Here is a 26,571-nt window from a genome sequence, read left to right as displayed (position 1 = left end):
ATTATTTTCAGGAGGCTTTACGTAAAAAATGATGGCCTTTATTCATCATAAGAATCTTCGAATACACATCATCTTCAACAGCCTGTTTTGCCGATGCCATAACCCGAGCCAGGTTTGCTTCATTATTGTTATGTTCATAAGCTTTACCCACCGAAGTGATAAAAGCCTTACGTAGATCGCTGGCTATATTGACTTTGGCAACATTATAGTTAACAAAGCTGCGCAGAATTTCAGCATCAATACCTGAACCACCATGAATAACTAATGGTACCGGTGAAACTTCGGCAATTTTCTGTAGTAATGGAATATCAATACGTGGAATATCATCAAGACCATGCACGTTGCCGATAGAAATAGCCAGCATATCGCAGCCGGTTTGCTCAACGAATGTACGAACTTTTTCTGGTTCAGTTTTGCAGTCGGCTTCGCTGACATGGTCATCCTCTTTACCCAGAATAGCACCCAACTCCGCCTCTACTGGTACACCATATGATTTGCAGAAATCCACGGCCTCAGCGGTAAATGCAATATTCTCTTCGAAGGAAAATGCTGCGCCATCAATCATCACAGAAGTAAACCCTGCTCGTACGGCTTGTTTGACATCATCAAAGGTTTTCCCATGATCAAGATGGAGGCTAACCGGCACATCCATCTTATCAGCATGGCGTTTAACTATTTCATAAATATAGTCATAACCTGACAATTGCGCATTCGTCGGTGCAATCTGAATAAAATTGGGTAACCCCGAACGCTCAATTGCATTAAGAATTGAGATCGTCGTTTCCAGGTTAGTCGTATTAAATGCACCGGCAAGCACTCGTTTCTCACGGATACGGTCCAGTAAGATTTTACCGTTAACTAATGGCATAGCATTATCCTCTATCTTCGTTGCAGAATAGTACCTAAATAATATTTATCTGATTTTAACCAGACGTTTCCTAAATCAAATGGCATTTTGTTTTCAAGAAATACAAGCTGCTCTAAATGTAGAACTGGCGCATCCTCATTAACCTCTAGATAATGGCCACGTTCACTACCAACAATTTTTGCCGCGTAACGACTCTCTGAATACACTATCTTTTGGCCGGAGAGTTGCTCTACCGTTGGAAACAGATTTTGTTTATTAAAATCAATCTCAGTGATTCCAGGGCAAAGGGCAATATTGATTCTGTTTTCAATCAACATCACTCTTTCACCTTCCACACTTCGTACACGCTTGAGATAAAGTATAGGAGCACCAGGTTCAATTCTTAGCTTCTCAGCCACGCTTTTAGATGCCTTCTCAATGTACGAATCAATCACCTCTGTGGTAAAAGACAAATGCTGGCTTTCGAGTGATTCAGCAAATGAGAGTAATCCTTCTCCAAGGGCATAAGAAATATTCTCTTTTTTAACAAAAGTCCCTTTACCCTGAACCTGAACCAGTAACCCTTCATTCACCAACATTGTTACTGCTTTTTTTACCGTTCCCCGACTAACATGCAGAATGTCCATTATCTGGTTTTCAGAAGGGATCCTGTCACCTTTACCTAACTCTCCTTTATAAATATTTTCACGGATCCATTCCGAAACCTGCATATACAATGGAATTTCTGAATCCTTAAGTACGCTGCTCATGTTGTGCTTCTCCTGTGTAGATCATCTGTATACAAGTATGAACAAGTTACGATAATACAGAGTTTTTTAAAAATCTAACTATATGATCAACTTCACAGTTTCAGCCCAACCCTCTAATCTTTTGGCAACATATCGTTATGTTCTGCAAAAGAGCCCCCCAGTACCTTCAAACTGCGGGGCCCTGATGCCATTATTTATCTGCTTTAATGATAACTTTTAGCACATCATTTTCAGGGTTTGCTGCAAACTCAATGGCTTCACCAATACGAGAAAGCGGCCAGGTATGAGTAATCATATCTTTAGTGTTAATTTTATCTTTCTCAACAATTTCAATTGCTTCTTTCATTTCGTATGGCGTAAGCGAGTAGGTGCCCACAAGAGATATCTCATCCCGGAACAAACGACCTGCGTCAATTTCCACCACCGGGTTCTTGTCAAACGGGGAGAACACCACAACTCTGCCGCCGCGACGAACGACATTCACCGCCTGCGAAACCAGCGACGAGACGCCTGCGGCAATGATCACCACATCAGGCCCTTTACCCTGAGTAATTTCCGCCACCCGCATTTCAAGATTTTCATTAGCAGGGTCAATCGCATGAGTCACGCCGACCTTTAACGCAAGTTCACGCTTGAAGCGAGAGAGATCGGATACGATGACGGTCGATGCGCCTTTCAATGCGGCAAGCTGAGCACTCACCAGGCCAATTGTGCCGGACCCCAGCACCAGAACGGTATCTTTAGCATGGATATTGGCTGATTTCAGCCCATGCAGACAGCAAGCCACTGGTTCAATCATCGCTGCACGATCCCAGTCAAGGCTGTCAATAATTCGATGCGTTAGATGCTCAACATGCAGGCGCGGAATACGGATAAATTCGCTAAAGCCACCGGGTTCAAGGTTGGTTTTTTTGAACTGATCGCACAGCGTAAAAAACCCTCTGTCACAGTAGTGACAGTTAAAGCAGGGAACGTGTATTGCTGTGACAACTCGCTCGCCAACGCGGTAGCGGGTGACCTCTTTCCCCACCTTCACAACTTCACCTGATACTTCATGACCGAGGATAATCGGGCCAGTGACAGTCTGATGCTGTGCCTTATGAATATCGGTCCCGCACAGGCCGCAAGAGTGCATTTTTATGAGCATATCGCCATCACCGATTTCTGGCACATCGATATCTTCATAACGAATATCATTTTTGCTGTAATAAACGCTGGCTTTCATTAGTTAACTCCATAACAAAGATGCTCAGTACGCATCTTGGATTCATAAAGCGGTTTATACACCTGAGAAAAAATTTGCTGATAATGCGCTACCGCATCACTCTCTGGCAGATAACGCGTCAACTGCTCCGCTGCGGTAACGGAACGGCTATCAATATCGATGCCAACGGCTTTAGCCGCTAACATCGCAGCTCCTTTACTTACAGCTTCATCAACATTGCAGGCGACAATTTCACGATTCAGAATGTTGGCTTTAAGCTGCAGCCAGTACGGGTTTTTGCAAGCAGCACCGATAACATTAACGACCGGATAATGACGCCCAGTCAGGGTTTCATACAAATCGAGCAAATTCTTAAGTTCAAAGCACAATCCCTGGAAAACAAAGCGCAGAACATCTTCAGGCCGCGACTTATCGTCCAGGCCATAGATCAGCGCTCGAGACCAGGTATTGCGATCAGGCGGCCCGCTTCCGCGAAGATGGGGAATAAAAATGCCATCCATCTTCCCGGCAGCAACTAAATCCTTCTCATTGCTGAGCGTATCAACCATTCTCAGGAAAGCGGGCATATCAAGCTCAAACAAATTTCTGAACCATTCAATGGCATATCCTGCAGAAGGCAATGAGGCATACAGAGAATGCAGTCCCGGCAACACATGAACTCCATTTGAAACCCGGGCACGGAAGAAACGCTCACTATTGTTGACGGCTTCGGTAACCACCAGTAAACCTTCCGTAGTCCCCGTAGAATTCAGGATCTGATTTTCGTCATTCAACCCTACCGCTACGGAACCACACATATGATCGTGCCCGGCAATAGCGACCTGTGTATCTGTTGATAGCCCCGTAAGGGCAGAAACCTCAGCCGTGACGTTACCAATGGACGCTCCCGCATACACCAAAGGACTAAAGAGTGATGGGGTGAGCTCAGCAATCTCCAGCATCTTCACATCCCATGACATCTGCGCGATATTCAGCGCCATTGTCCGTGAGGCTAAAGAGTATTCAGAACGTTTCTCTCCTGACAACATAAATGCAATATACTCAGCAAGACAAAGCCATTTGCGACCATCTTTGGCATTTTTAATATTATCTTGAAGCCATTTTATCTTATTGATGCTGTAATTTGAATGCGCCGGAATCCCCGTTATCTCATAAATATTTTCTATATCCAGCGCAGATATAATATTTTCAAGCTGCTGTTTTGGTCGAGTATCATACCAGATTAAAGAAGGGCCAATAATATTGTCATTTTCATCGAGAAGCACTCCTGCTTCGCCGACGCTGGCTACCGCAACAGCACTTACATTTTGTCCAGCATGCAAATTTTTAGTTATCGTTTTAAGGCCGTGAACAACGCCATTCCATATCAGGCGAACATCAAAATCCGTATTATCGCCATCAATAATCTTAGGTGTCCTGAAACTATATTGATTCACTAAATAAAGAGATGGAACCTGAAACAAACACACCTTACAATTCGTCGTACCAATATCGATTCCGATCGTATACATCACTCTCCCCTTATATTTGCAAGGGTCATCGTTTGTTTTTATTCTGAAGCAGAATAGCTCTGCTTCAGAATAGACTGGATTATTTTACTACTGGGATATTACTTGCAGAGGTTTCATTATTTTCTGCCGCCTCTTCTGCCTTAAGCTGTTTCTTGGTCACACGATACAGCCACAGGCAAAGCAGGAATATGACAGGGATAAGGGCCAATGCAATTCCATTACCATCAAAGATTTTTACTGCCCAAAAACGGTATGGGTTTCCACCATCTAGCAAACTAGAGATCTCGCCATCCGTTTTAATTGGGAAATTCATATCCTTAGCAATTTTAGTCAAAATTGGCGCTGCCGCCGAAGCCACATACAAGTTAACGGCCAGGCATGGGATCCCGATAATAAATGCCCTAACGATATTCCCGCGACAAGCCAGTACCACCATCGAAATGGGAACCCAAATGTTAGCCAGGTCACCCAATGGCAGCAGTCTGTTACCCGGGAGAACCACCGCCAGAAGGATACCAACCGGAATCAACAGTAAGGCTGTTGAAAGTACGGATGGATGTCCCACTGCCACCGCAATATCCAGACCGATATACAGGTCGTGACGATCGGGATAACGCTTACGTAAGAAGCTACGAACAGCATCTGACAGCGGCAGCAACCCCTCCATCAGCAGCTTAACCATACGCGGCATAATCAACATTACCGCCCCCAGGCTCATGGCAAGGTTCAATACGCCCTTAAGATCATATTCCGCCAGAAGACCAATACCAGCCCCGAGGATAACCCCCAACATCATTGGTTCGCCAAAGACACCAAACCGTTTCTGAATCTGGTCCGGATCCGCATTCAGCTTATTAAGCCCAGGGATCTTATCGAGCACCATATTCCCCAGAACACCTATCGGGAAGAAAATAACTGCGGATAAGGTGGGTAACGAAATCCCCGGAAGATTGAAATACTTCTGAATCATCGGAGCGCACCAGTCTGCCATAACAAAGGTGATAGCAGCAGTAACGCCAGCAATAAGTAAACCAAAGAAAAAGTTTCCGGTAACTCCGTAAACCATGGCGCCGACCATCGAAAAATGCCAGAAGTTCCAGACATCAATATCAACCGTCTTCGTCCAGTTCAGCGTTAACATCAGGACGTTAATACCAATGGTCATTGGTACAACAAACGGTGCAACCTGTGAAGCCCAGGCAATGGCAGCGAGCGGCGTCCAGCCCAGGTCGACAACCGGTAAATCAATGCCGGTATGATTGACCATTTCCTTTGCCGCCGGTCCGAGAGTATCAACCAACAGGCCAAAGACCAGAAAGATACCGATGAACCCCATACCGATGGTTAAAGCTGAGCGCAATGCCCGGCTAAAACCCGTCTGCAAGCACATTGCCATAATAAAAATAATTATCGGCAGCATGATTGTCGGCCCCAGTCCCAGCATAAACTGGACTGCGGAAAATACTTTATCCATCACGCTCACCTTTATTGTTTAAGGATGGCAACGATTTTTTCCAATAATTCCTCTTCACCAAAACCAGTCAGAAGCGGAAGTCCATTTAGAACTGGAGTTTTAAGTTCTGTTTTAACAGCAGAAGTGACAATAATTAAATCAGCCATACCATCCTGTTTACCGATAGTGCCGATATTTGATTGAATAGGTTCAACATTAATCCCTTTGCTTTTGCAATACTGAACCACTTTCTCAGTTGCAACAGCCGAGGTAGCAATACCACTAGTACATGCAAAAATAATTTTCTTGTTCATCATAATCTCCGGGTACATTTATTTGACTAATATGCTTTTTTAATTAAGAGCTGCGGTGAGGAGTTTCTTCACTTCTTCAGGTGATTGTGTTGTTAAAAACGTATCCATTTTTTCAGTTTGTCTGAATAAACCGATAAGCTTCATCAAAAAATCGATATGTGCATCTTTTTCTTTCAATAAGAGGAAGAAGATGACATGTACTGTCATAACTTCATCAGGATCTTCAGCTTGCTTAAACTCAATACCTTCAGGGCATGAGACAACCACGAGCTTTTCTTCTTTGATATGTTCAACATCCACGTGTGGGATCGCGACACCTATTCTCTCAAGCTGCATAGCCGTCGGATTATTCTCTTCCCTGTTAATAAGGGCCTGGAGATACGTCTCCTCTACAAAGCTTTTATTGACTAAAAGGTTGTTAATCTCACGAAACAGATCTTCGCGCTCACACCTTGGGTGGTTAAGCAGGATAAAATCGTTATCAATACTGGATGCAATTGACATAAAAACCTCTGACCCTCATGAGGGGATTCGTGTGCAACATATCTACTGATGGCTATGGTTGTCTATGTACAACCATGTTCAAGTGACTTAAAGCTATACCTAGCGCGAATTTGCTTCAATAGCGCCGGTTTTTTTTTGTGTGATACATCACATAAAAGATCCTCTAAATTTTGAATTTAAAATAAATTACTTATTTATCATATAGATAAATTATAACGAGTGGCTTGCTGATTTGAAGCATTACGGTGAGATCGGGCCGCATTGAGATCCTAACGCTGCCTCAACACGGCCAGGGGAGAGTCTGGAATTTGCTTACGCTATAGCTAGCGGGTGGTAAATGACTATCGCTTTAAACTAGAAAATCAATATTTATCAATAGTATTAATAAATAATTAGGCTCCCATAAGGGCAAAGATAACTTTTACGCCACGCCATTATTCCCGTGACGTTGAAAAGCCGAACGCTGGTTCAGCGCCATATACCAGCGCTCGACTTCCGCCATTCCCGGATGGGCGAACGGCGTCATTTTCCAGCGATGCACCGACAGACCAAGGACAATATCCGCGAGGGTAAACTGGCTACCGGTGACCCATGCTCCGGTTTGCTGAAGCTGCGCATTAACGATCTGCACGCAGCGGGTCCAGGCGGCAATACTCTCTTTGATCGCCGCCGGGTCCTGAAAGCGTGGATCCTTGCGCACCAGCCCCATAAAAGCGTAGCGCCAGGCACTGTTAAACTCCGTCGCCTGCCAGTCCATCCAGTGCTCAACCTCAGCGGCAGCCTGCGGTGCGCTGGGGAGCAGGTCTTCCCGCCCCGCTTTACGCGCCAGGTAGCGGCAAATACTGTTCGACTCCCACAACACAAAATCGTCATCCAGCAGCACCGGCACCAGCCCATTCGGGTTAAGGGCACGAAACTCAGGCGTCTCGATTGACCGGAACCCACTGCCATAATCTTCCTGCTGATAATCCAGCCCTGCTTCTTCACAGGTCCACAGCACTTTACGCACGTTAATTGATGAGCGCTTGCCCAGTATTTTTATCATTGTCAGCAATTCCGCAATCAAAAGAGATGGTTGATTCACAATACTCCAACAGCAACACGTGTACAGCTTGATAATGTGTATAGTGGATTGCAGGATTTTTCTCCAGAACAGGTACCCGACATGTTGACCCCTTTTAACGTTTTAACACCGGGCAATATCCGCTTTGGACGCGGCCTTGCTCGTAGCGCAGCCCCCTGGCTCGCCGGGCATTCCGCGCAGATACTGCTGGTTCACGGCGCCAGCCTGCAACGCGCTGAGTTTTTGCTGGCGGAACTGCGCGCGCATCAGCTTGAAGTCACCACTCTATCTATCGCCCATGAACCTTGCTTACAGGATATTGAACAGGGCGTTCGCCTGGCGCGGGAAAAGGGCATCGGGGCGGTGGTCAGTCTCGGTGGCGGCGCAGTGATTGACGCAGGCAAAGCGATTGCGGCGCTGGTTCCGGCTCAGGGAGCGGCTCTCGAGTATCTGGAAGTGGTCGGTACCGGGCGCGTATTAGAGGCTAACCCGCTACCGTTTGCCGCCATCCCAACAACCGCTGGCACAGGAGCGGAGGTGACGAAAAATGCGGTGATTAACGTCCCCGAACAGCAGCGTAAAGTGAGCCTGCGCGACGATCGTATGCTGCCGGACCTGACGATTGTTGACCCGTCGCTCACCGACAACGCGCCGCGAGCAGTGACGTTAGCTTCCGGACTCGATGCCATCACCCAGGTGATCGAGCCGTGGCTCTGCACCCGCGCCAATCCCTTTACCGATGCGCTATGCCGGGAGGCGATCCCGCGCGGAATTAAAGCGCTCAGAACGCTGATGGAAAAAGAGTGCCCGGACAGCCGCGACGAGATGGCATGGGTTAGCCTGTGCGGTGGGCTGGCGCTGGCGAATGCCGGACTCGGCGTGATCCACGGCCTGGCTGGTCCACTGGGCGGCCTAAGCAACGCCGCCCACGGCGCGCTCTGCGGCAGCCTGCTCCCCTTCGGCCTGGCGCTGAATGAAGCGCAGATTAGCAATGAGAAAATCAAGCAACGCTTTGCTGACGTGCGCCAGTGGCTGGCCGCCGGGCTGGATGTTGATCCGAGCAACGCCTGGGAGAGCCTGCGAGAGTGGAGCCAGCACGCGGGTCTGGGCAATCTGCACGATCTCGGCGTACCGCGCGACGCCCTGGAGCCTGCGGCGCTCGCCGCCAGCAGCTCATCATCGATGAAGGCTAACCCGGTGATGCTGACCAGCGAGCAGCTACTGGAGATGCTGGAAGCCGCGTGGGAATAAAAAGTTGAGGATCGTTTTCTCCCTTTCCCCGAAGGGGAGAGGGAGCCGTTCCGCTGACATTTTTAATGACATAACAACGCGTTAATATTTCCAGTAAGACAGAATGATTTTCCGGGGATTCCTCAGCCCTGGACCTGCATGAGAATCTCACCTTTCCCGCAATTGCTGGCGTGGAATAACCTCAAGACAACGGCACGTTACCTGGTGAAGTCTATCGAAGCAGGATCGGCACCATTCACCAACGGTGATACTATTATCATTAATTGGCACCTCCAATCGTGTCCCTTACCACCATCAGCGCAAAACCGAGCAAATTTTTTCCATTCCATCTCAGCGGGTTAGCTGCACGCTCGTCATCCTGCGCTAAGCCGATACCCCAGATGCGGTCAACAGGGCTGGCCTCAACCAGCACACGCGTACGGGTGCCGACAAGAAATGCGCCCAGTTGCGGGTGCTGACTAAATTTGTGGAGGTTGCCTTCGCACACCAGGTCAAAACAGTGCGCTTCCCATATTTGCTGATTAAAACCGGAGACCTGCCTGCCGAACTTCTTCGCTTCTGCTGGCAGATTTAGCATTCAGAATGCGGGGCAATATAGCCTCGTCGCTAAATAACCTGGCCTTACCCGCCATCATCCAATGTTCGGCACTAGCATAGGTCACGCCGTCCACCTCAAACGGTGATGACCACCACTGACTAAAGCAGGAGGAGGTTACAACGCCGCTGGGAGAAGGTCGATGACCCCAAAAATAGAGATACTTGAAACGTTTACCCATCCGTATGCTCTGCTGCAATGTATCTAACGTATACTTTCCCTGTTGCATAACTCATCATCCACAAAATTATCGTCAATTTGACCACTTTGTTACTCGTGGCACTTCATGTTGTCAAGAACCAGAGATATACCCGTTATACTTTAAGTTGCATATGCGTTGGCTTTCCTCGCTCACCCCGGTCACTTACTTCAGTAAGCTCCCGGGGACTCCCTGCGTCGCCGCCTTCCTGCAACTCGAATTATTTAGGGTATAAACCAGTAAATACCCATCGCGGCTGCCAAAAATCATAATACCCTCAATGCAAATATCTTAATTTTGCGCCTTAATTATCTGCCATGCTGGATTTAGTGATCCCCCTCACCATTCCACGGTGCTGTTCATCTTAGTGGTAATATTGCACTCATTGTTTAGTATTTTATTATTTACCCCGCACCATTATAACTACTCTCATAGAAGCACCCATATCTCTACAAAGAGGTTGAAAATGAACGTGCTGGATAAACGACAAATTGATCTGATCAATTTATTAGCGCTGGAAAATGAATGGTTACCGGCGACACGCGCCGCCGAACTCTTAAATGTATCGGTCAGCACTTTGCGCAGAGATATCGAGGTAATCAATGAATTTTACCACGGCAAGGAAAATCGCATCGATAGCAAACCCGGTTTCGGTCTCAAACTGGTTGTCGGGAAAGCATTATCCCTGCCCCATCATCCTGGCGATCGTTCGATACGTGAGATATTGAGGAGCAAAAGATTAATCGGTATTACTACTGATTTACTCACTCATTCGCCGGAACCACTATCGATCAACGCGTTGGCCGAGAAATATTTTATTAGCCGTTCATCGATTGTCGTTGATTTAAAAAAGATTGAAGCCTGGGTTATATCGTTTAGCCTGAAGATGATCAAAAACCATACCGGAACGTATATCGAAGGGAGCGATTTTAATATCCGAATGGCGCTCAAAGATATAATTACCTACAGCGTTTTGAACAACTATCAAATGACCGATAGCAGAATCGATCGATTTTCCCGGGTTCAACTTATCAAAGAATTTGGTAAAACTAATGTTGCTAACTGTATGAACCTCATATCGATAATAGAAGAGGAGCTACACTGCTCTATTAGCGAGCCATATTACACCAATTTATTCTCTCACCTCCTGGTGACGATTCGACGCTCGGAAAGTAAATATTTTAGTAATGATACCAGCGATGATTTTATTCGTGCCGATAATAAAGAGTGGCAGATTGCAGAAAAATCAATTCAATGGCTGGAAAATGAATACAGCACAACCTTCCCGCCTATTGAAGCCAGCTATATTTATCAATACATTATCTCTTCCGGGATTCACTCGTTATCCAACGCGTCAGGAGAGTCGCAGTCAAATAATCATGATGCTACCAGCTATGCCACAACGTTAATTAAAGACGTCTCAACGTTGTTATCTATTGATTTATCATACGATAGCGTGCTGAAAAACGCGTTAACTTCTCATATTAAACCGATGTTGAATCGACTGTCCTACAGTATCATTATACACAATCCGTTGCTGGAAGAGATCAGGCAAGAGCTAAACTCGGTGTTTTCGTGTGTGAAAATAGCGGTCGAAAAACTCAATTCACATTTAAATATGTCTGCACCATCAGATGATGAGATTGCTTACCTAACGGTATATATCCAGGCGGCGATTGAAAGAATAAAAGTCAGTAAGAAAATCATTCTGGTTTGCTCTAGCGGAATCGGTACGTCACAACTTCTTTATAGCCGAATAAAACGGGCATTTCCCGACTGGGAAATCATCGATATTGTACCCGGAGCCAAATTAAAAGAAGTGCTGATGCATAAGGCCTGCGATCTTATCATCTCCACAATTCGTCTTGACAATGTCAACATTCCTGTGGCCTACGTTTCTGCTTTATTTTCTATGAAAGATATTACCCGCGTTACTGAATATTTAGGGGAAAACCTGAATCCAAACATTAGGGAGAAGTAAGATGTTAGAAAAAATCATTATTTCCGATTTACTCAGTAAATCATGCGTCATGGTCGATCTGGTGGCGAAAAATAAATTAGATGTTATCGAAAAGATGACGGATCAATTATGTTCAGAAGGAGCCATTAGTAATAAACAGGGTTTTATTCAGGATGTCCTGGCGCGTGAGGAACTTGGCGCGACGGGCTTCGAAAATCACATCGCCATCCCGCATGGGAAATCATCCTGGGTCAATGAAACGCGCATTGCCGTTGCCAAACTTAAAACCCCCATTGATTGGGAGGCGATGGATAGCACTGACATCAAGCTGGTTATCCTGTTTGCCGTCAAAGATATTGATAGCGGTGCCGGGCATATCAAGGTGCTCGCTAAAATGTCAATCGCTCTGGGCGATGATGATATCGTTGAAAAATTACTTAACGCTAATACCCAGGAGGAACTATACAGCTTGATTATTAACAACACCGAAGAATAATAACTTTCCCAGGAGAGAAACGTGAACATCATAGCCATTACCGCCTGTCCAACGGGCGTCGCTCACACGTACCTTGCAGAAGCCAACTTAAAGAAAAATGCAAAAAAGATTGGCATTAATATTCTTGTTGAAACACAGGGAGCGGTAGAAAGTGAATATATATTTACGCAGGAAGATATAAAAAAAGCAGATATCGTTCTCATTGCCGCAGATAAAGTGATTGACCTCTCCCGTTTTACCGGGAAGAAAGTGATTCGGGTATCAGTGACGCGCGCAGCGAAAGATGCCGCAGGATTATTACAGGATATTATTTCCGGCAAGTTGACTGCTGAATTGCAGCAAAATGCAAGCCAGTCGCCGACTGCTGATTCCCCTCCTGCTGGGGAGCGCAATAAGCTACTTTCTCAGGTCTATGTCCATCTCATTACCGGCGTAAACCTGATGATTCCCTTCGTCGTTGCCGGAGGCATCTTAATTGCGCTCAGTTTTTCTTTTGGTATTACCGCCGCAACGCCAGGCGACCCCCACTTTAGCCCTCTCGCCAAAATGCTTTCCGATATTGGCGGCGGCGCCGCTTTTGCGCTAATGCTGCCGATATTATCTCTCGGTATCAGCAAATCCATCAGCGGTAACGCCGGAATTGTTTCCGGGGCCGTCGGAGGGATGCTGGCAATACATACTGGCTCAGGCTTTTTAGGTGCGCTGCTGGCCGGTTTTATGGCCGGGTACGTCACGTTTGCAATCGTAAAATATATCAACCTCCCCAAAGCGATTGCTGGCCTAAAACCGATTCTGATTGTTCCCCTGCTCAGCGTATTTATTACCGGCGCGCTGATGATTCTGGTTATTGGAGAGCCGATTAAGCTGCTGCTTGAAGCCCTCACCGCCTTTTTGGCCAATATGGGCAATACCAATGCCGCAATCATGGGGTTAATGATGGGCATGATGGTGGCCTTTGATATGGGCGGCCCACTGAATAAAACCGTCTGTATGTTTGCTATCGGCCTGATGTCTACCGGCATTTACGAACCTATTGCTGCCTGTATGGCCGCAGGTATGGTGCCACCTTTAGGCATCGCACTCGCAACCACATTGTTCAAACGCAAATTCACCGACCAGGAAAGAGAAACCGGCAAAATTACCTATGTACTGGGGCTGTCGTTTATTACCGAAGGCGCTATCCCTTACGCAGTATCCGATCCGCTCAGAGTGATCCCAGCCATTGTTGCCGGTTCAGGGCTCGCCGGGGCGCTTTCGATGGCGCTAGGCTGCGCTTCCCACGCTCCCCACGGCGGCGTCTTTGTGATGTTTATCCCTAATGTCATTACCAACGTACTGGGCTATCTATTTGCGATTGCTGCGGGCGCACTGCTGACCGCCGTCATCCTTCGCTTTATCAAAAAAGACGCCCTGCAAACTATTCAGGAGAGTTAAGCCATGCTGATTAATATGAAAGATCTACTGCACGTTGCTCAGGCCAATAAATTTGGTGTGGGAGCGTTTAATATTGCCTCGGCGGAATTCGCGCGCCTGGTTATTGAGGTTGCCGAAGCGCAGCGCTCGCCGGTAATTATGGAGGTTCATCCCGAAGAGCATGAATTTGTGGGCGACGCCTTTATTGGTTACTTACGTGAGCTGGCGGTCAACGCCTCCGTGCCGGTTGTTATTCACCAGGACCACGGTCAAACCTTTGAGCATATTATGCGTGCAATTCGCACTGGCTATACCTCCGTGATGATCGATGCTTCTGCAATGTCGCTGGAGGAAAATATCGCGATCACCCGCCGCGTCGTCGAAGTCGCTCACACGGTTAACGTTTCGGTTGAGGCAGAACTTGGCACTATTGGCGTCGCTCAGGGAAGTTCAGAAGGCGGGCATAGCGAGATTTTGTTTACCGACCCGGCGCAGGCGGAACGCTTCGTCAACGAAACAGGCGTCGATACGCTAGCGGTGGCAATCGGGACCTCTCACGGCCTGTACCCGGCAGGTATGCAGCCTAAACTCGATATTGAGCGCCTCCAGGAAATTCACCAGCGCATCAATATTCCCCTTGTTTTGCACGGCGGTTCTGGCAATAAAGACAGTGAAGTTGCCGAATCCATCCAGTACGGCATCGGTAAAATTAATATTTCCAGCGATATGAAAAAAGCCTTCTTTGTCGCTCTGAAAGAGGAACTCAAGTCCAGCAGCCATGAACCAAACGCGCTGTATCTCAAACCGATGGCGTCGGCTCGTGCAGTGGTAGAACACAAAATGCGGCTGTTTTCTTCCATCGGCAAAGCGGAACTTTACCTCTGAATTTACCGGGGGCCTGACCAGGCTCCCGTTTACAACTCGTAGCAATCAAAAGCGAATTATCCCGATAGATAAAATTAAGCATATAATTCAAATTGTTATAAAATTGAATGTTCTGATTTTTACCCCTTTAATGTGATCCAGAACACACTTTACCTCCCGCATCCCGCTGCGAATGTCTACGCTTAATAGACAGGTCGGGCGCGCCCGGCATCCTCTACAGACGCAATCCTGAGGCCCGCATAACTATGTTCAGCCAGAAATTACGCAACGTTGATGACGACGAGTTGAGGATCGAAAACGATCTGTGCTACGAAGCCGATCCGTATGAGTTAAAACTGGATGAAATGTTCGACGCCGAACCTGAACCGGAGATCATCGAAGGGCTGCCCGCCTCGGATGCCCTGACCCCTGCTGACCGCTACCTGGAACTGTTCGCCCACGTGCAGAAGTCACGTATTTTCGTCGATAGTAAAACCTTCCCCGACTGCGCGCCGAAGCAGGATCCGCTGGATATTTTGATCCACTATCGTCGCGTGAGACGCACGCCCGACTTTGATTTACGCCAGTTCGTTGAAGAACACTTCTGGCTGCCGGACGACCGCGCCGAGGATTATGTTTCCGATCCCAAGCGATCGCTTAAAGAGCATATCGATAATCTGTGGCCGATCCTCACCCGTGAACCGCAGGATCACATTCCCTGGTCATCGCTGCTGGCGCTGCCGCAGTCCTATATCGTGCCCGGCGGGCGTTTTAGCGAAACCTATTACTGGGACTCCTACTTCACCATGTTGGGGCTGGCGGAAAGCGGCCGGGAAGATCTGCTCAAATGCATGGCCGACAACTTCGCGTGGATGATTGAAATGTATGGCCATATCCCTAACGGCAACCGCACCTACTATCTCAGCCGCTCGCAGCCGCCGGTCTTCGCGCTGATGGTCGAACTGTTCGAGGAGGATGGCGTGCGCGGCGCAAAACGTTATCTTGACCATCTGCAAATGGAGTACCGTTTCTGGATGGACGGCGCGGAATCGCTGATACCTAACCAGGCCTATCGCCATGTGGTGCGCATGCCGGACGGCTCGCTGTTGAACCGCTATTGGGACGATCGCGATACGCCGCGCGACGAATCCTGGCGCGAAGATGTGGAAACGGCGAAACGCTCCGGCCGACCGCCGAACGAGGTTTACCGCGACCTGCGCGCCGGGGCGGAATCCGGCTGGGATTACTCCAGCCGCTGGCTGCGCGATGTTACCCGGCTAGCGAGCATCCGCACCACTCAGTTTATTCCCATTGATTTGAACGCCTTGCTGTTCAAGCTGGAAAACACCATCGCCAATCTTTCTGGCCTGAAGGGCGATCGCGAGACGGAAGCCGCTTTTCGCCAGAAGGCCAGCGACCGCCGGGCGGCAGTGACTCGATATCTGTGGGACGACGAGAGCGGCTGCTTTCGCGATTACGACTGGCGTCGCGAGCAGTTGGCGCTCTTCTCCGCCGCCAGCATCGTTGCGCTGTACGTCGGCATGGCGACCCATGAACAAGCTGACCAGCTCGCCGATGCGGTACGCGCACGCCTGCTGACTCCCGGCGGCATTATGGCGACCGAGTATGAAAGCGGCGAGCAGTGGGATAAGCCCAACGGCTGGGCGCCGCTTCAGTGGATGGCGGTGCAGGGTTTTAAAATGTACGGTCAGGACCCGCTGGGTGATGAGATTGCCCAAAGCTGGCTGCAAACGGTGAACCATTACTACAAACGGCACCATAAGCTGATTGAAAAGTACCATATTGCCAGCGCCACGCCGCATGAGGGCGGCGGCGGGGAATATCCGCTCCAGGATGGCTTCGGCTGGACCAACGGCGTGGTGCGGCGGTTAATCGGTCTGTACGGCGAACCTTCGTAGCCGGTCACTATTCCCGGAGTCGATGTCCTGCTATGTTCTTGACATCGACTTTCGCCGGAAGCCAAATCATGCCTGAACTCCTTACACCACGCCTGCGCTGCTCACCGCTGCAGCTCGATGACTGGCCGTTTTTTCTCTCTTTGCAGCAAGACCCCCAGGTGATGCTTTACGTCGCCGACGATCGCCCGGTAGCTGAAATTCGCGAGGCTTTTGACTCACGCCTGCCTGTATGGTCGCCCGGCGCTGCCCACTGGCTGTGCCTGGTGGTACGCGATCGACAGACCCACGCGCCCCTTGGCCTTACCGGATATCATCATCACGCTCCTGATTGCGCAGAAGCTGGTTTTCTGTTTGCTCCTCAGGCGCAGGGCAAAGGTTACGGCTATGAATCCCTGCGCGCGCTGTGCGATTACGCCTTCTCCGCAGGCGGCATCAGGCGGCTCACCGCAACCGTCACCGCGGGCAATCAGGCGTCAAAAAGCTTGCTACAGAAGGTTGGATTTCGTCAGGAAGGCGAGCTGCGCGAATGTTATTGGCTCAACGGTCGTTGGCATAATGACTGGCTATTTGGCCTGCTGCGTCACGATTACAACCAGCCTGGGCCATCTGGCGAATAGGGAGTGGTCAACTTTTCCTCTACACTGCAGGCCAGAAACAGAGGAAGCCAAAATGCCCCCACCGAAACCGTCGCTAAGCCCGCAGGGTCTGAACTTTATTAAACAAGTTCAAGGATTAGCGCTCGACCCCTATTGGGATGAGAACGGCCTGCGCGTGATTGGCTACGGCCATGTTCTCAATGACTATGAAACCTTCAGTCACTTTACGCGGGAGGTCGCGGATACTTTACTTATCGTGGATCTTCTGCAATGCCAACGGGAACTCCAGCGGAACCTCAACATTCCGCTCAATCAATCACAATACGATGCGCTGGTCTCATTAGCCTTTAGCTGTGGCCCGGCGTCTCCCGCACTCAATACTATTTTAACTCACCTCAACCAGCAGCGATTTGCACAAGCGCTGGCCGTGTGGAGAAATATCCGCAGCGGCCATCAGCAACGGCAAGAAGAGTGTGAAAGATTTTCCGTTACTGTGGATTAAGCTTCGCTGACGCCATTAAACACCATCGCCGCCTGAGTACGATTTTTCACATCCAGTCGGCGATACAACGACTCAAGATGAGCTTTTACTGTACCGGCGCTAATATTTAAAGCCCGGCTAATCTCTTTATTCGAATCTCCCGCAGCCAGCAACTGGAGAATCTCACGCTGACGATGGCTCAAATGAACCAATTTATTATCCCGGGTTTCTGCGGTCATTAACCAATCGCCTGGCAAACAAAGCAGCCCAAGCAGGATGCTGTTAATCGCCTGGGCAAAAGTTTGCAGACTCTCTTCGCGCTGAACAATAGCGCGCACATTGTAGGAAAGCACACGCTGCAGCCAGCTCTTGTTATCATCAGAAACGATCAGCAGTACCTGAGTTTGCGGAAAGCGTAGCTGTTTTTCCTGTAACAACCAGCAGCAAAATTCACTGTGCATATCGCCATCCAGAATCAGCAGAGCTTCCGGATGCGCCGTCAGCTTCTGCCAGAGTTGCTCTGCCTGACAGGTACCAAAAATATCAATTTCAGGAATGTGTTGCTGAAGGCCAATTTTCATTCCATGAATAAATATCGACTGCCTGTCAAACATGATTACCTGCATGGATTTATCTCCATCGAAAAAACGCCCGATAAAATGAGGGGGGAAGGGTAATATCAGCAAGATAAAATAAGAACTCGCTGTTTGGCCTGGGGCATTTTACCGATGGAGGGGATTAATGAAATATCAAAACAATGAATGGTTACATGCCTTATCGTCACCATTACGCATTCACAATATTTATTACATTTGAATTAAGGAAATCCTTAATTAAGTGGGCGAATGGATATGTTAATAATATTAATTTATGGATTCTAAACCAACCCGGCAACGCGGGCGATGGCAAAACGCGGAAAGAATGTTACGGAATGAGAAAGCGCATTAAATGCCGTCCCCCAGCATGCTGGGGGACAGACTGATTATACAAACATACCGCCGGAGACTTCCACCCGCTGGGCGTTCATCCAGTGAAGATCGTCACTCAGCAACGCGGCAATGGCATCGCCGATATCATCCGGCAAACCGACTCTTCCCAGCGCCGTTTGCGCGGCGATATGCTGGTTGACCTGCGCGTTATCCCGCACCACGCCGCCGCCAAAATCGGTTTCAATCGCGCCTGGAGCGATGATATTGACCGATATTCCCCTCGCTCCGAGTTCTTTTGCCTGATAGCGTGTCAGTACTTCCATCGCCCCTTTCATTGAGGCATAAGCCGCATAGCCTGGCAGAGCAAAACGCGCCAGCCCGCTGGAAACATTGAGAATTCGTCCCCCATCCTGCAATAACGGCAGCAGGCGCTGGGTGAGGAAGAACGGTCCCTTAAACTGGATGTTCATCAACTCATCAAACTGGGCTTCGCTGGTCTGCGCAAAAGCAACGTTCAGACCGATACCGGCATTGTTCAATAAATAGTCGAAGGTGTCGCGCTGCCAGCGCTGCTGAAGTAATTCAGCCACCTTCTGAGCAAAGCTTTCAAAACTGCTAACATCACCGACGTTTAAAGGTAATGTCGCTGCTTTCACGCCTGTTCGCTCAATTTCTGCGACAACTTCCAGCGCCGCCTGCGAGTTGCTGTGGTAAGTCAGAATAATATCGGTTCCCTTCGCCGCCAGCTTCAGCGCGGCATTTTTTCCCAATCCGCGGCTGCCGCCGGTCACTAAAGCAATACGTTGTGTCATCAGAAAACCCCTTCACCATTGTGTTTGTATGGTTGAAGAGCTTATTAGATGCAATAAATACAATAAATACGCTAGATTACGTTTTACTGTTTCAACATAAACAACAATAGGCTTCCGGGATGGATAAAATTCACGCAATGCAGTTGTTTATTCGGGTAGCGGAATTGGAGAGTTTTTCTCGCGCCGCCGATACCCTCGGCCTGCCTAAAGGTAGCGTATCGCGTCAGATTCAGGCGCTGGAGAGCCACCTTGGCACTCGCCTGCTGCACCGCACAACCCGCCGGGTGCAGCTCACTCAGGACGGTATGGTCTATTACGAACGCGCAAGGGATCTGCTTAGCAACCTCGACGAACTGGACGGCATGTTCCAGCTTGACCCCTCCAGCATCAGCGGACGCCTGCGGGTAGATATGCCGGTAAGTCTGGCTAAAAGGCTGGTCATTCCGCAACTACCGGGATTTTTGCAACAGTACCCCGGTATCGAACTGGAACTGAGCAGCAGCGATCGGCTGGTCGATGTGGTTCGTGAAGGATTTGACTGTGTGGTGCGCGTCGGCACGCTGAAAGACTCCGGTCTCATCGCACGTCCGCTGGGGAAATTAACGCAAATCAACTGCGCCAGCCCGCAGTATCTGGCGCGATTCGGCTACCCGCAATCGCTCGACGATCTGGCCGATCATGCGCTGATCCACTACGCCAGCAATCTGGGTGTTCGCCCGCTGGGGTTTGAAGTGGTCAGCGACGGTGTGGTTCGTTGGGTCAAAACTGGCGGAGTACTCACCGTCAACAGCACCGAGACCTATCAGGCGTCGTGTCTGGCAGGACTGGGGATTATTCAGGTGCCACGTACCGGCGTTCGCGAGATGCTGCGCACCGGTGAGCTGATTGAAATTCTGCCCCACTATCGCGCCGAACCGCTGCCAGTTTCATTGCTCTACCCGCACCGGCGTAATCTTTCACGCCGGGTGCATCTATTTATGGAGTGGCTGGGCGGGCTGATGAAAAGCTATGTTGATTAATCAGAATGGTGAAAAATCTGTATTTGAGATTGTACTGACATTTCCGCCGGGTGGCGGCTGTCGCCTTACCCGGCCTACAAAACCAACAATATCATAATGTTATTAATTTTTCGTGGACCTATTCGAGCTAAATGCCATCGGAAATTCGAGATGAACGCACTTCATCCACAACGCTCATGTCCCCCTCAAACGCCTTATCCACGATTTTATGTATATAATTTTGATGAATACCGCTGTAAAGAAAGGAAGAAATAATTTATGACGCCGGAAAACGACGCTCAACGCCCGACCCAGGATCCGGGCCAACAGCCGGAAAAAAACAAAAGCACCCTCGCTGCGATCAACGACTCCACCGTCGCCAAAAAAGCCAATCAGGCGCTAAAAAGCGTCACCGGGACAGCAGAAAAAGTTCAGCGCAACCCGATTATTGCCCATCTGATCCGCGCGGCTGAACGCTTCAACGACCGGCTTGGCAATCAGTTTGGCGCGGCAATCACCTACTTCTCGTTTTTATCGATGATCCCCATTCTGATGGTCTCTTTCGCCGCCGCCGGTTTTGTTCTGGCCTCGCACCCCACGCTGCTACAGGATATTTTCGATAAAATCCTGCTCAACGTTAGCGACCCGATGCTGGCGGCAACGCTGAAAAATACCATTAGCACCGCCGTGCAGCAGCGTACCACCGTCGGTATCGTCGGCCTGCTGGTGGCGCTCTACTCCGGGATTAACTGGATGGGCAACCTGCGCGAAGCGATTCGCGCCCAGTCGCGCGACGTCTGGGAACGAACACCACAAGATCAGGAGAAGATTTGGGTAAAATACTTCCGCGATCTTATCTCGCTAATAGGTCTGCTGGTTGCGCTGGTGATCACCTTATCAATCACCTCTGTCGCAGGCTCGGCCCAGCAAATGATTATTTCGGCGCTCTATCTCGATAGCATTGAGTGGCTGAAACCAGCATGGCGGCTGATTGGCCTGGCGATATCCATTTTCGCCAACTATCTATTATTTTTCTGGATATTTTGGCGGCTCCCGCGCCATCGTCCCCGCCGCAAGGCCTTGATTCGCGGCACCCTGATTGCGGCTATTGGCTTTGAGATAATCAAAATCATCATGACCTGGACGCTACCAGCGCTGGTGAAATCCCCTTCCGGCGCGGCGTTTGGCTCGGTGCTGGGGATAATGGCCTTCTTCTATTTCTTCGCCCGGTTGACGCTTTTCTGCGCCGCATGGATTGCCACCGCCGAGTATAAAGATGACCGCCGAATGCCGGGTAAAACCCACGATTGAGCAATCGTTGGGCTGAATGAAGTCGCAAAATTCAGCCCAACCCATCATTTCAGCAGATAAATCCAACATGTAACTTTTATTTAACCTAAACCTGGTTTTATCAACCATTATTTTAATTGTGTGAAGCATTTCATAGAACTTATTCTTCTGGTGCAGAAATTATTCACTTTTTGCCTATTTTTTAGACTACCGCTTCCCTTGTTACAGATTGAAATGTCCCCAAGGCTGTGGCTATATGGCCTTTCGTTCGCAAAAAATAAGAAAGATCTATGCAAGCCACAGCCACAACACTCGACAACGCGCAGGAAACCGTACCGGTTAACTCACGCAATAAAGTCGTCGTCGCCTCGCTCATCGGTACCGCCATTGAGTTCTTCGACTTCTATATTTATGCCACCGCGGCGGTTATTGTATTTCCGCACATTTTCTTCCCGCAGGGCGACCCCGCTGCCGCGACGCTACAGTCACTGGCGACCTTCGCGATCGCCTTTATTGCCCGTCCTATTGGTTCCGCAGTATTTGGTCACTTTGGCGACCGCGTAGGTCGTAAAGCAACGCTGGTGGCCTCACTGCTCACGATGGGGATCTCTACCGTGGTTATCGGCCTGCTGCCGGGCTATGAAACCATTGGCATTATGGCCCCGGTACTGCTGGCGCTGGCGCGCTTCGGTCAGGGCCTCGGCCTTGGCGGTGAGTGGGGCGGTGCGGCGCTGTTGGCCACGGAAAATGCTCCTCCGCGCAAACGCGCGCTGTACGGCTCTTTCCCACAACTCGGTGCGCCTATCGGCTTCTTCTTCGCTAACGGGACCTTCCTGCTGCTCTCCTGGCTGCTGACCGACCAGCAGTTTATGGAATGGGGCTGGCGTATGCCGTTTATCTTCTCCGCTGTGCTGGTGATCATCGGCCTGTACGTCCGCGTTTCGCTGCACGAGTCGCCGGTGTTCGCTAAAGTCGCCGCCGCCAAGAAACAGGTGAAAATCCCGTTAGGCACTCTGCTGACAAAGCATGTCCGCGTGACCGTTCTCGGCACATTCATCATGCTGGCGACCTATACGCTGTTTTACATCATGACCGTCTACTCCATGACCTTCAGCACCGCCGCCGCGCCGATTGGCCTCGGTCTGCCGCGCAACGAAGTGCTGTGGATGCTAATGATGGCGGTGATTGGTTTTGGCGTGATGGTGCCGGTTGCGGGCCTGCTGGCGGATGCCTTTGGTCGTCGTAAAAGCATGGTCGTTATCACCACGCTGATCATCCTCTTCGCGCTGTTTGCCTTTAAACCGCTGCTTGGTTCCGGCAATCCAGTACTGGTCTTTGCCTTCCTGCTGCTTGGCCTGAGCCTGATGGGGCTGACCTTCGGTCCGATGGGCGCGCTGCTGCCGGAATTGTTCCCGACCGAAGTTCGCTATACCGGCGCATCGTTCTCGTATAACGTCTCGTCGATCCTCGGGGCTTCCGTGGCGCCGTATATCGCCGCCTGGCTACAGGGCAACTACGGCCTGCCTGCGGTTGGGCTCTACCTGGCCGCAATGGCGGCGCTGACGATGATTGCGCTGCTGCTCACTCACGAAACGCGCCATCAATCGCTGTAACGCACTGACTTCGCCCCCGGCTCTGTGCAGCCGAGGGCGAATCCCCATCCTTATTTTTTCATCTGCGATAAAATCGCCCGACACTGATTCTCATCCCCCTCAGCAGGCGATATCAACGCCAGTAATGCTGCGGCCGGAGTGACCAACGTCGCCAACGCTGCCGCCACCGCACCGCGCACAATCAACGGTCCCGCCTTCACACCCGCATTCGGTGATTTAAAGCTACCGCGCACATACAGCGGCGAACGCAGAGTGATAATGCGAAAGCCCTTACTCTCCGGATCGATAGTCAGATCCAGCTGCTCCGAGGCAAAGCTGGCGGTACCGGTCACGTTGATCAGCGCATTTTCTGTATCAAAGGCAAACACCTGTGGCCGGGCGACGCCGTTGGTCACATCGATATTCGCCGCCGCACAGTTCACCCGCACTTCGTCATCGCCAAAGATCTGCCCAATAATAAAGTTACCGACGTTCAGGCCAAGAATTTCCATCAGGTTGCGGCTAATCAGTCCGTCGTTCATCAACAGCTTCAAATTACCGTTACTGTTGCCCAGCAGCGCGGCGACGGAATTACCGGTCCCACGAAGCTGGATATCGCCATTCATCTCACCGAGGGTTTTCTGCATCATCTCCACGTTTGGCATCAGCGCTTTCAGCTTCAGACGCCGCGCCTGTAGATTCGCCGTGCCCTGTAGCGGCTTTTTATCTCCTTGCAGATGAATACTGCCAGCGATAGTCCCGTTGGCGAGGCCAAGACGTAGCGGTTGCAGGCGCAGGTCGCCTCGTTCAAGGATCACGTGGGTAGAGAGATCGCTAATCGGCAGCGTCCCGCCGTGCTCAATCTTGCGCCCTTTAAAGCGCACATCCGCATCCATTACCTGCCACTTGTCGGTTTCAAAACGGTCATATGGCAACACTTTCCCGGCGGGCTGCGGCGAGGCTTCGCCTTTACGTTGTTCCGTTTTACTTCCTTTCCCCCCGGAATCGACACCGATCAGCGGGCCTAAATCCGCCAATCTTAGCTGTCGGGACTCCAGATCGCCTTCGAGCTTAGGCCGGGGTTTACCAGTGGTGTAGGTCAGCGAACCGTGAATATCACTCTCGCCGATGCGGCCATTAAAATCCTGATAGGCAAAACGTGAACCGCTCTTATCCTTGAAAGTGGCCCGCAGATGCCCATCGGTTGAGAAAGCGGGCGTATCCGGCAGCAGAACGCCGGTCAGGTCGTAGAGATCGCCCAGCGAATCGCCGGAAAATTTCAGCCGCAGATCGACCCCGCCGAGGTTAAGCGGATCGTTAACCGTACCGGTGAACGCTACCCGGGAATTGCCGGAACGAAAATCACCCTGTAGCGGGAACGGCGTCCCTTCACTGCGCAGCGCCAGCATGCCGCCGATTTTTCCCGTCCCGGAGAGCGGCTGCCCGTTATAGCTGCCTTTCGCCTGCAGGCCGAAGACGTAATCACCGACTTTTTGCGACTCGCCCTTGCCCTTTTCACCGGTCACCTCACTAAATGCCAGCGGTTTACCCAGCGGGTCGACCATAATCGTGACGTCGGCGCGGGTCACTTTATCGTCAATAGCAATCTTGCCGCGATCGAAAAGAATATTGTCGAGGAGGAAAGACCAGCTGGAAGGCGGCGCGTTTTTATTCGCCGCATCGTTCGAGGCGAGATCAAATGTCCAGTTATTCGCTTTCTCCGACAATCGAATCAACCGCGCGTCCGGCTGCTCCAGCTTGATCCACGGTAAATAGACCGTCTTACTGAGCAACGCCAACGGCGCGAGGGTCGCTTCCACTCGCGGCAGATGTACCATCGTCACCTGCGGGATGTCTGGCGGGTTGCCGAGGACGATATCTTCGGCGTGAACGTGCGGCCAGGGGACCCAGCTACGCCAGCCGCTTTCGCCAGGCTGGCGCTCCCAGACCACGCCCAGATCGCCACGAATGGCAAACGGTCGGTTCAGTTCAGCGGAAACCTTCTGGTTAATCGTCGGCTTCAGGCGATTCCAGTCAAAGGTCGCCAGCACAATAAAAAACACAACGATCAGTAAGACTATCGTTCCCGAGATAATCGCAACGGTTTTACGGGTTCTGCTCATCCCCTTTGCACTCCTTTTGCAACATGTCAGTCCTGAATATAGTTGAGAAACGCCAGGTGCTCCGCCGAATGAGGTTTTCGTCACATAATCCGCGTTATGTCAAAAAAATAATGGAACGTTGTTTTAATATCATTGACCATAAAAGCGGCCCAGCGCACACTAGGGTTAATATTGATTTAATTTCAGGTCCTCACTATGTCTAAGAAAATTGCCGTCATTGGCGAATGCATGATTGAGCTGTCAGAGAAAGGCGCGGCGGTAAACCGTGGCTTTGGCGGCGATACCTTAAATACCTCCGTCTATATTGCCCGTCAGACCGACGCCAGCGTGCTGGGTGTGCATTACGTCACCGCGCTGGGGACGGATACTTTTAGCCAGCAGATGTTGGAGTCCTGGCAAGGTGAAAATGTCCAGACGGACCTGATACAGCGCATGGCTGACCGTTTACCGGGCCTGTATTACATCGAAACCGACGACACCGGCGAGCGCACCTTTTACTACTGGCGCAATGAAGCGGCGGCGAAATTTTGGCTGGAGAGCGAGCAGTCTGCGGCTATCTGCGAAGAGCTGGCAACGTTTGATTACCTTTACCTTAGCGGTATCAGCCTGGCTATCCTTAGCCCGACGAGTCGCGAGAAGCTGCTAACGCTGCTGCGCGAATGCCGCGCAAACGGCGGCAAGGTGATTTTTGATAATAACTATCGCCCGCGCCTGTGGAGCAGCAAAGAAGAGACGCAGCAGGTTTATCAGCAGATGCTAACCTGTACTGATATCGCGTTCCTGACTCTCGACGACGAAGATGCGCTGTGGGGAGAGAAGCCGGTCGAAGAAGTGATCGCCCGCACTCACGCCGCTGGCGTTGAAGAAGTGGTGGTTAAACGCGGCGCTGACTCTTGCCTGGTAGCGATTGTCGGTCAACCGCAGCTGGAAATCCCGGCCGTGAAGCTGCCGAAAGAGAAAGTGGTTGATACGACCGCTGCTGGCGATTCATTCAGCGCGGGCTATTTGGCCGTGCGCCTGACCGGCGGCGATGCAGAGTCTGCGGCGAAACGCGGACACCTGACCGCCAGCACGGTAATTCAGTATCGCGGCGCGGTTATCCCGCGCGAAGCGATGCCGCAGTAACTGTAGCGTCGCTGATTCCCGGCTCGCGCTGCGCTATTGTCACAGCGCTCTGCGGGCCGGTAGCCCGGACAAGGCGCGCCAGTGCCGCCTCCGGGAAATGTGCAGGGGCTGATACACCGGCGCTGCTGCTTCCCGGTGGCGCTGCGCTGACCGGGCTACGGGTTCACGGCCGTCTGCTGACTGGTAGCCCGGATAGATGCGCAGCATCGCCGCCGGGGGAAAACACCCGGCGCAATACCCA

The 26,571-nt window shown here is 50.4% G+C and carries 25 protein-coding genes; 12 read left to right on the top strand and 13 right to left on the bottom strand.

All coding sequences use genetic code 11. From position 1 onward, the window contains the following. Positions 1-7 precede the first annotated feature (7 nt). The 8 genes from AC07P6_RS01575 to AC07P6_RS01540 all read right to left on the bottom strand — a co-directional run bounded on the left by AC07P6_RS01575 (position 8) and on the right by AC07P6_RS01540 (position 7,669). Positions 8-868 carry a class II aldolase gene (locus AC07P6_RS01575; RefSeq protein WP_434661208.1) on the bottom strand — a complete coding sequence of 287 codons (861 nt, stop codon included), beginning with the start codon at positions 866-868 and terminating at the stop codon, positions 8-10. Between the two features lie 11 nt (positions 869-879). Next, a complete protein-coding gene (locus AC07P6_RS01570) occupies positions 880-1,617 on the bottom strand; it encodes a GntR family transcriptional regulator (protein ID WP_478315517.1) in 738 nt (245 codons plus the stop codon). Between the two features lie 190 nt (positions 1,618-1,807). Then, entirely contained in the window at positions 1,808-2,842 is a 1,035-nt protein-coding gene (locus tag AC07P6_RS01565; protein ID WP_478315516.1) for a zinc-binding dehydrogenase, read from the bottom strand. Next, positions 2,842-4,353: an FGGY-family carbohydrate kinase gene (locus AC07P6_RS01560; RefSeq protein ID WP_478315515.1), complete on the bottom strand. Its 1,512-nt coding sequence runs from the start codon at positions 4,351-4,353 to the stop codon at positions 2,842-2,844. Before AC07P6_RS01560 ends, AC07P6_RS01565 begins: the two co-directional genes overlap by 1 nt. Positions 4,354-4,432: 79 nt before the next feature. Next, the gene (locus tag AC07P6_RS01555) at positions 4,433-5,827 is read right to left on the bottom strand and encodes a PTS galactitol transporter subunit IIC (protein WP_478315514.1); all 1,395 of its coding nucleotides are present in this window, start codon (positions 5,825-5,827) and stop codon (positions 4,433-4,435) included. A gap of 11 nt (positions 5,828-5,838) precedes the next feature. Further along, complete coding sequence (locus AC07P6_RS01550; RefSeq protein WP_134899443.1) at positions 5,839-6,120, bottom strand: PTS sugar transporter subunit IIB; 282 nt, start codon at positions 6,118-6,120, stop codon at positions 5,839-5,841. Positions 6,121-6,159: 39 nt separating this feature from the next. Then, complete coding sequence (locus tag AC07P6_RS01545; protein ID WP_478315513.1) at positions 6,160-6,624, bottom strand: PTS sugar transporter subunit IIA; 465 nt, start codon at positions 6,622-6,624, stop codon at positions 6,160-6,162. A 421-nt stretch (positions 6,625-7,045) separates the two neighbouring features. Continuing rightward, positions 7,046-7,669 carry a glutathione S-transferase family protein gene (locus tag AC07P6_RS01540; protein WP_478315512.1) on the bottom strand — a complete coding sequence of 208 codons (624 nt, stop codon included), beginning with the start codon at positions 7,667-7,669 and terminating at the stop codon, positions 7,046-7,048. A gap of 120 nt (positions 7,670-7,789) precedes the next feature. Between AC07P6_RS01540 and AC07P6_RS01535 the strand changes: the two genes are divergently transcribed. Beyond that, the gene (locus AC07P6_RS01535) at positions 7,790-8,938 is read left to right on the top strand and encodes an iron-containing alcohol dehydrogenase (RefSeq protein ID WP_478315511.1); all 1,149 of its coding nucleotides are present in this window, start codon (positions 7,790-7,792) and stop codon (positions 8,936-8,938) included. A gap of 259 nt (positions 8,939-9,197) precedes the next feature. Here AC07P6_RS01535 and AC07P6_RS01530 read toward each other — a convergent pair whose 3' ends face one another. Further along, a complete protein-coding gene (locus AC07P6_RS01530) occupies positions 9,198-9,515 on the bottom strand; it encodes an NADAR family protein (protein WP_478315510.1) in 318 nt (105 codons plus the stop codon). After that, positions 9,460-9,714 (bottom strand): NADAR domain-containing protein, encoded by a 255-nt coding sequence (locus AC07P6_RS01525; protein ID WP_478317120.1) that lies wholly within the window; start codon positions 9,712-9,714, stop codon positions 9,460-9,462. The genes AC07P6_RS01530 and AC07P6_RS01525 overlap by 56 nt, the downstream gene beginning before the upstream one ends. A 484-nt stretch (positions 9,715-10,198) precedes the next feature. Here AC07P6_RS01525 and AC07P6_RS01520 point away from each other — a divergent pair, with 484 nt between their 5' ends. From AC07P6_RS01520 to AC07P6_RS01490, 7 genes are all read left to right on the top strand, one after another. Continuing rightward, on the top strand, positions 10,199-11,713 hold the full coding sequence (locus tag AC07P6_RS01520) for a BglG family transcription antiterminator (RefSeq protein WP_434661195.1): 1,515 nt from the start codon (positions 10,199-10,201) through the stop codon (positions 11,711-11,713). Position 11,714: 1 nt separating this feature from the next. Then, positions 11,715-12,188 carry a PTS sugar transporter subunit IIA gene (locus AC07P6_RS01515; protein WP_182235222.1) on the top strand — a complete coding sequence of 158 codons (474 nt, stop codon included), beginning with the start codon at positions 11,715-11,717 and terminating at the stop codon, positions 12,186-12,188. 21 nt (positions 12,189-12,209) lie between these two features. Continuing rightward, a complete protein-coding gene (locus AC07P6_RS01510; RefSeq protein ID WP_478315509.1) occupies positions 12,210-13,622 on the top strand; it encodes a PTS fructose transporter subunit IIC in 1,413 nt (470 codons plus the stop codon). Positions 13,623-13,625: 3 nt separating this feature from the next. Continuing rightward, the gene (locus AC07P6_RS01505; protein WP_478315508.1) at positions 13,626-14,486 is read left to right on the top strand and encodes a ketose-bisphosphate aldolase; all 861 of its coding nucleotides are present in this window, start codon (positions 13,626-13,628) and stop codon (positions 14,484-14,486) included. A 245-nt stretch (positions 14,487-14,731) separates the two neighbouring features. Beyond that, on the top strand, positions 14,732-16,384 hold the full coding sequence (locus AC07P6_RS01500) for an alpha,alpha-trehalase (protein ID WP_478315507.1): 1,653 nt from the start codon (positions 14,732-14,734) through the stop codon (positions 16,382-16,384). Positions 16,385-16,452: 68 nt separating this feature from the next. Next, positions 16,453-17,001: a GNAT family N-acetyltransferase gene (locus AC07P6_RS01495; protein ID WP_182235226.1), complete on the top strand. Its 549-nt coding sequence runs from the start codon at positions 16,453-16,455 to the stop codon at positions 16,999-17,001. Between the two features lie 52 nt (positions 17,002-17,053). Next, entirely contained in the window at positions 17,054-17,482 is a 429-nt protein-coding gene (locus AC07P6_RS01490; RefSeq protein WP_478315506.1) for a lysozyme, read from the top strand. On the opposite strand, the gene AC07P6_RS01485 is transcribed toward AC07P6_RS01490, so the two are convergent. Both AC07P6_RS01485 and AC07P6_RS01480 read right to left on the bottom strand, forming a co-directional pair. After that, complete coding sequence (locus AC07P6_RS01485) at positions 17,479-18,087, bottom strand: LuxR C-terminal-related transcriptional regulator (protein WP_434661190.1); 609 nt, start codon at positions 18,085-18,087, stop codon at positions 17,479-17,481. The two genes, AC07P6_RS01490 and AC07P6_RS01485, sit on opposite strands and share 4 nt — an antisense overlap. 356 nt (positions 18,088-18,443) lie before the next feature. Continuing rightward, positions 18,444-19,202, bottom strand: coding sequence for an SDR family NAD(P)-dependent oxidoreductase (locus tag AC07P6_RS01480; RefSeq protein WP_478315505.1), 759 nt, complete (start codon positions 19,200-19,202; stop codon positions 18,444-18,446). A 119-nt stretch (positions 19,203-19,321) separates the two neighbouring features. Here AC07P6_RS01480 and AC07P6_RS01475 point away from each other — a divergent pair, with 119 nt between their 5' ends. The 3 genes from AC07P6_RS01475 (at position 19,322) to AC07P6_RS01465 (ending at position 23,103) form a co-directional block, all read left to right on the top strand. Beyond that, positions 19,322-20,221 carry a LysR family transcriptional regulator gene (locus tag AC07P6_RS01475; protein WP_182235230.1) on the top strand — a complete coding sequence of 300 codons (900 nt, stop codon included), beginning with the start codon at positions 19,322-19,324 and terminating at the stop codon, positions 20,219-20,221. Between the two features lie 258 nt (positions 20,222-20,479). After that, positions 20,480-21,511: an inner membrane protein YhjD gene (gene yhjD / locus AC07P6_RS01470; RefSeq protein WP_182235231.1), complete on the top strand. Its 1,032-nt coding sequence runs from the start codon at positions 20,480-20,482 to the stop codon at positions 21,509-21,511. Between the two features lie 269 nt (positions 21,512-21,780). Continuing rightward, on the top strand, positions 21,781-23,103 hold the full coding sequence (locus tag AC07P6_RS01465) for an MFS transporter (protein WP_110276200.1): 1,323 nt from the start codon (positions 21,781-21,783) through the stop codon (positions 23,101-23,103). A 50-nt stretch (positions 23,104-23,153) separates the two neighbouring features. Here the strand turns inward: AC07P6_RS01465 and AC07P6_RS01460 are convergent, their stop codons facing one another. Next, positions 23,154-25,205, bottom strand: coding sequence for an AsmA family protein (locus tag AC07P6_RS01460; RefSeq protein WP_478315504.1), 2,052 nt, complete (start codon positions 25,203-25,205; stop codon positions 23,154-23,156). Between the two features lie 195 nt (positions 25,206-25,400). Between AC07P6_RS01460 and kdgK the strand changes: the two genes are divergently transcribed. Next, complete coding sequence (gene kdgK, locus AC07P6_RS01455; RefSeq protein ID WP_182235233.1) at positions 25,401-26,330, top strand: 2-dehydro-3-deoxygluconokinase; 930 nt, start codon at positions 25,401-25,403, stop codon at positions 26,328-26,330. The last annotated feature ends 241 nt before the right edge of the window (positions 26,331-26,571 follow it).

Source organism: Klebsiella sp. GFKo11 (assembly GCF_056490265.1).
This window is presented reverse-complemented; position numbering and strand designations above follow the sequence as displayed.

What these genes read in the sequence shown, in the direction of transcription:
- AC07P6_RS01500 (WP_478315507.1), top strand. Translation starts at nt 14,732, where the DNA reads ATGTTCAGCCAGAAATTACGCAACGTTGATGACGACGAGTTGAGGATC.
- yhjD (WP_182235231.1), top strand. Translation starts at nt 20,480, where the DNA reads ATGACGCCGGAAAACGACGCTCAACGCCCGACCCAGGATCCGGGCCAA.
- AC07P6_RS01480 (WP_478315505.1), bottom strand. Translation starts at nt 19,202, where the DNA reads ATGACACAACGTATTGCTTTAGTGACCGGCGGCAGCCGCGGATTGGGA.
- AC07P6_RS01495 (WP_182235226.1), top strand. Translation starts at nt 16,453, where the DNA reads ATGCCTGAACTCCTTACACCACGCCTGCGCTGCTCACCGCTGCAGCTC.
- AC07P6_RS01460 (WP_478315504.1), bottom strand. Translation starts at nt 25,205, where the DNA reads ATGAGCAGAACCCGTAAAACCGTTGCGATTATCTCGGGAACGATAGTC.
- AC07P6_RS01475 (WP_182235230.1), top strand. Translation starts at nt 19,322, where the DNA reads ATGGATAAAATTCACGCAATGCAGTTGTTTATTCGGGTAGCGGAATTG.
- AC07P6_RS01550 (WP_134899443.1), bottom strand. Translation starts at nt 6,120, where the DNA reads ATGAACAAGAAAATTATTTTTGCATGTACTAGTGGTATTGCTACCTCG.
- AC07P6_RS01560 (WP_478315515.1), bottom strand. Translation starts at nt 4,353, where the DNA reads ATGTATACGATCGGAATCGATATTGGTACGACGAATTGTAAGGTGTGT.
- AC07P6_RS01575 (WP_434661208.1), bottom strand. Translation starts at nt 868, where the DNA reads ATGCCATTAGTTAACGGTAAAATCTTACTGGACCGTATCCGTGAGAAA.
- AC07P6_RS01545 (WP_478315513.1), bottom strand. Translation starts at nt 6,624, where the DNA reads ATGTCAATTGCATCCAGTATTGATAACGATTTTATCCTGCTTAACCAC.
- kdgK (WP_182235233.1), top strand. Translation starts at nt 25,401, where the DNA reads ATGTCTAAGAAAATTGCCGTCATTGGCGAATGCATGATTGAGCTGTCA.
- AC07P6_RS01540 (WP_478315512.1), bottom strand. Translation starts at nt 7,669, where the DNA reads ATGATAAAAATACTGGGCAAGCGCTCATCAATTAACGTGCGTAAAGTG.
- AC07P6_RS01490 (WP_478315506.1), top strand. Translation starts at nt 17,054, where the DNA reads ATGCCCCCACCGAAACCGTCGCTAAGCCCGCAGGGTCTGAACTTTATT.
- AC07P6_RS01565 (WP_478315516.1), bottom strand. Translation starts at nt 2,842, where the DNA reads ATGAAAGCCAGCGTTTATTACAGCAAAAATGATATTCGTTATGAAGAT.
- AC07P6_RS01555 (WP_478315514.1), bottom strand. Translation starts at nt 5,827, where the DNA reads ATGGATAAAGTATTTTCCGCAGTCCAGTTTATGCTGGGACTGGGGCCG.
- AC07P6_RS01535 (WP_478315511.1), top strand. Translation starts at nt 7,790, where the DNA reads ATGTTGACCCCTTTTAACGTTTTAACACCGGGCAATATCCGCTTTGGA.
- AC07P6_RS01530 (WP_478315510.1), bottom strand. Translation starts at nt 9,515, where the DNA reads ATGCTAAATCTGCCAGCAGAAGCGAAGAAGTTCGGCAGGCAGGTCTCC.
- AC07P6_RS01485 (WP_434661190.1), bottom strand. Translation starts at nt 18,087, where the DNA reads ATGCAGGTAATCATGTTTGACAGGCAGTCGATATTTATTCATGGAATG.
- AC07P6_RS01465 (WP_110276200.1), top strand. Translation starts at nt 21,781, where the DNA reads ATGCAAGCCACAGCCACAACACTCGACAACGCGCAGGAAACCGTACCG.
- AC07P6_RS01515 (WP_182235222.1), top strand. Translation starts at nt 11,715, where the DNA reads ATGTTAGAAAAAATCATTATTTCCGATTTACTCAGTAAATCATGCGTC.
- AC07P6_RS01505 (WP_478315508.1), top strand. Translation starts at nt 13,626, where the DNA reads ATGCTGATTAATATGAAAGATCTACTGCACGTTGCTCAGGCCAATAAA.
- AC07P6_RS01525 (WP_478317120.1), bottom strand. Translation starts at nt 9,714, where the DNA reads ATGGGTAAACGTTTCAAGTATCTCTATTTTTGGGGTCATCGACCTTCT.
- AC07P6_RS01570 (WP_478315517.1), bottom strand. Translation starts at nt 1,617, where the DNA reads ATGAGCAGCGTACTTAAGGATTCAGAAATTCCATTGTATATGCAGGTT.
- AC07P6_RS01520 (WP_434661195.1), top strand. Translation starts at nt 10,199, where the DNA reads ATGAACGTGCTGGATAAACGACAAATTGATCTGATCAATTTATTAGCG.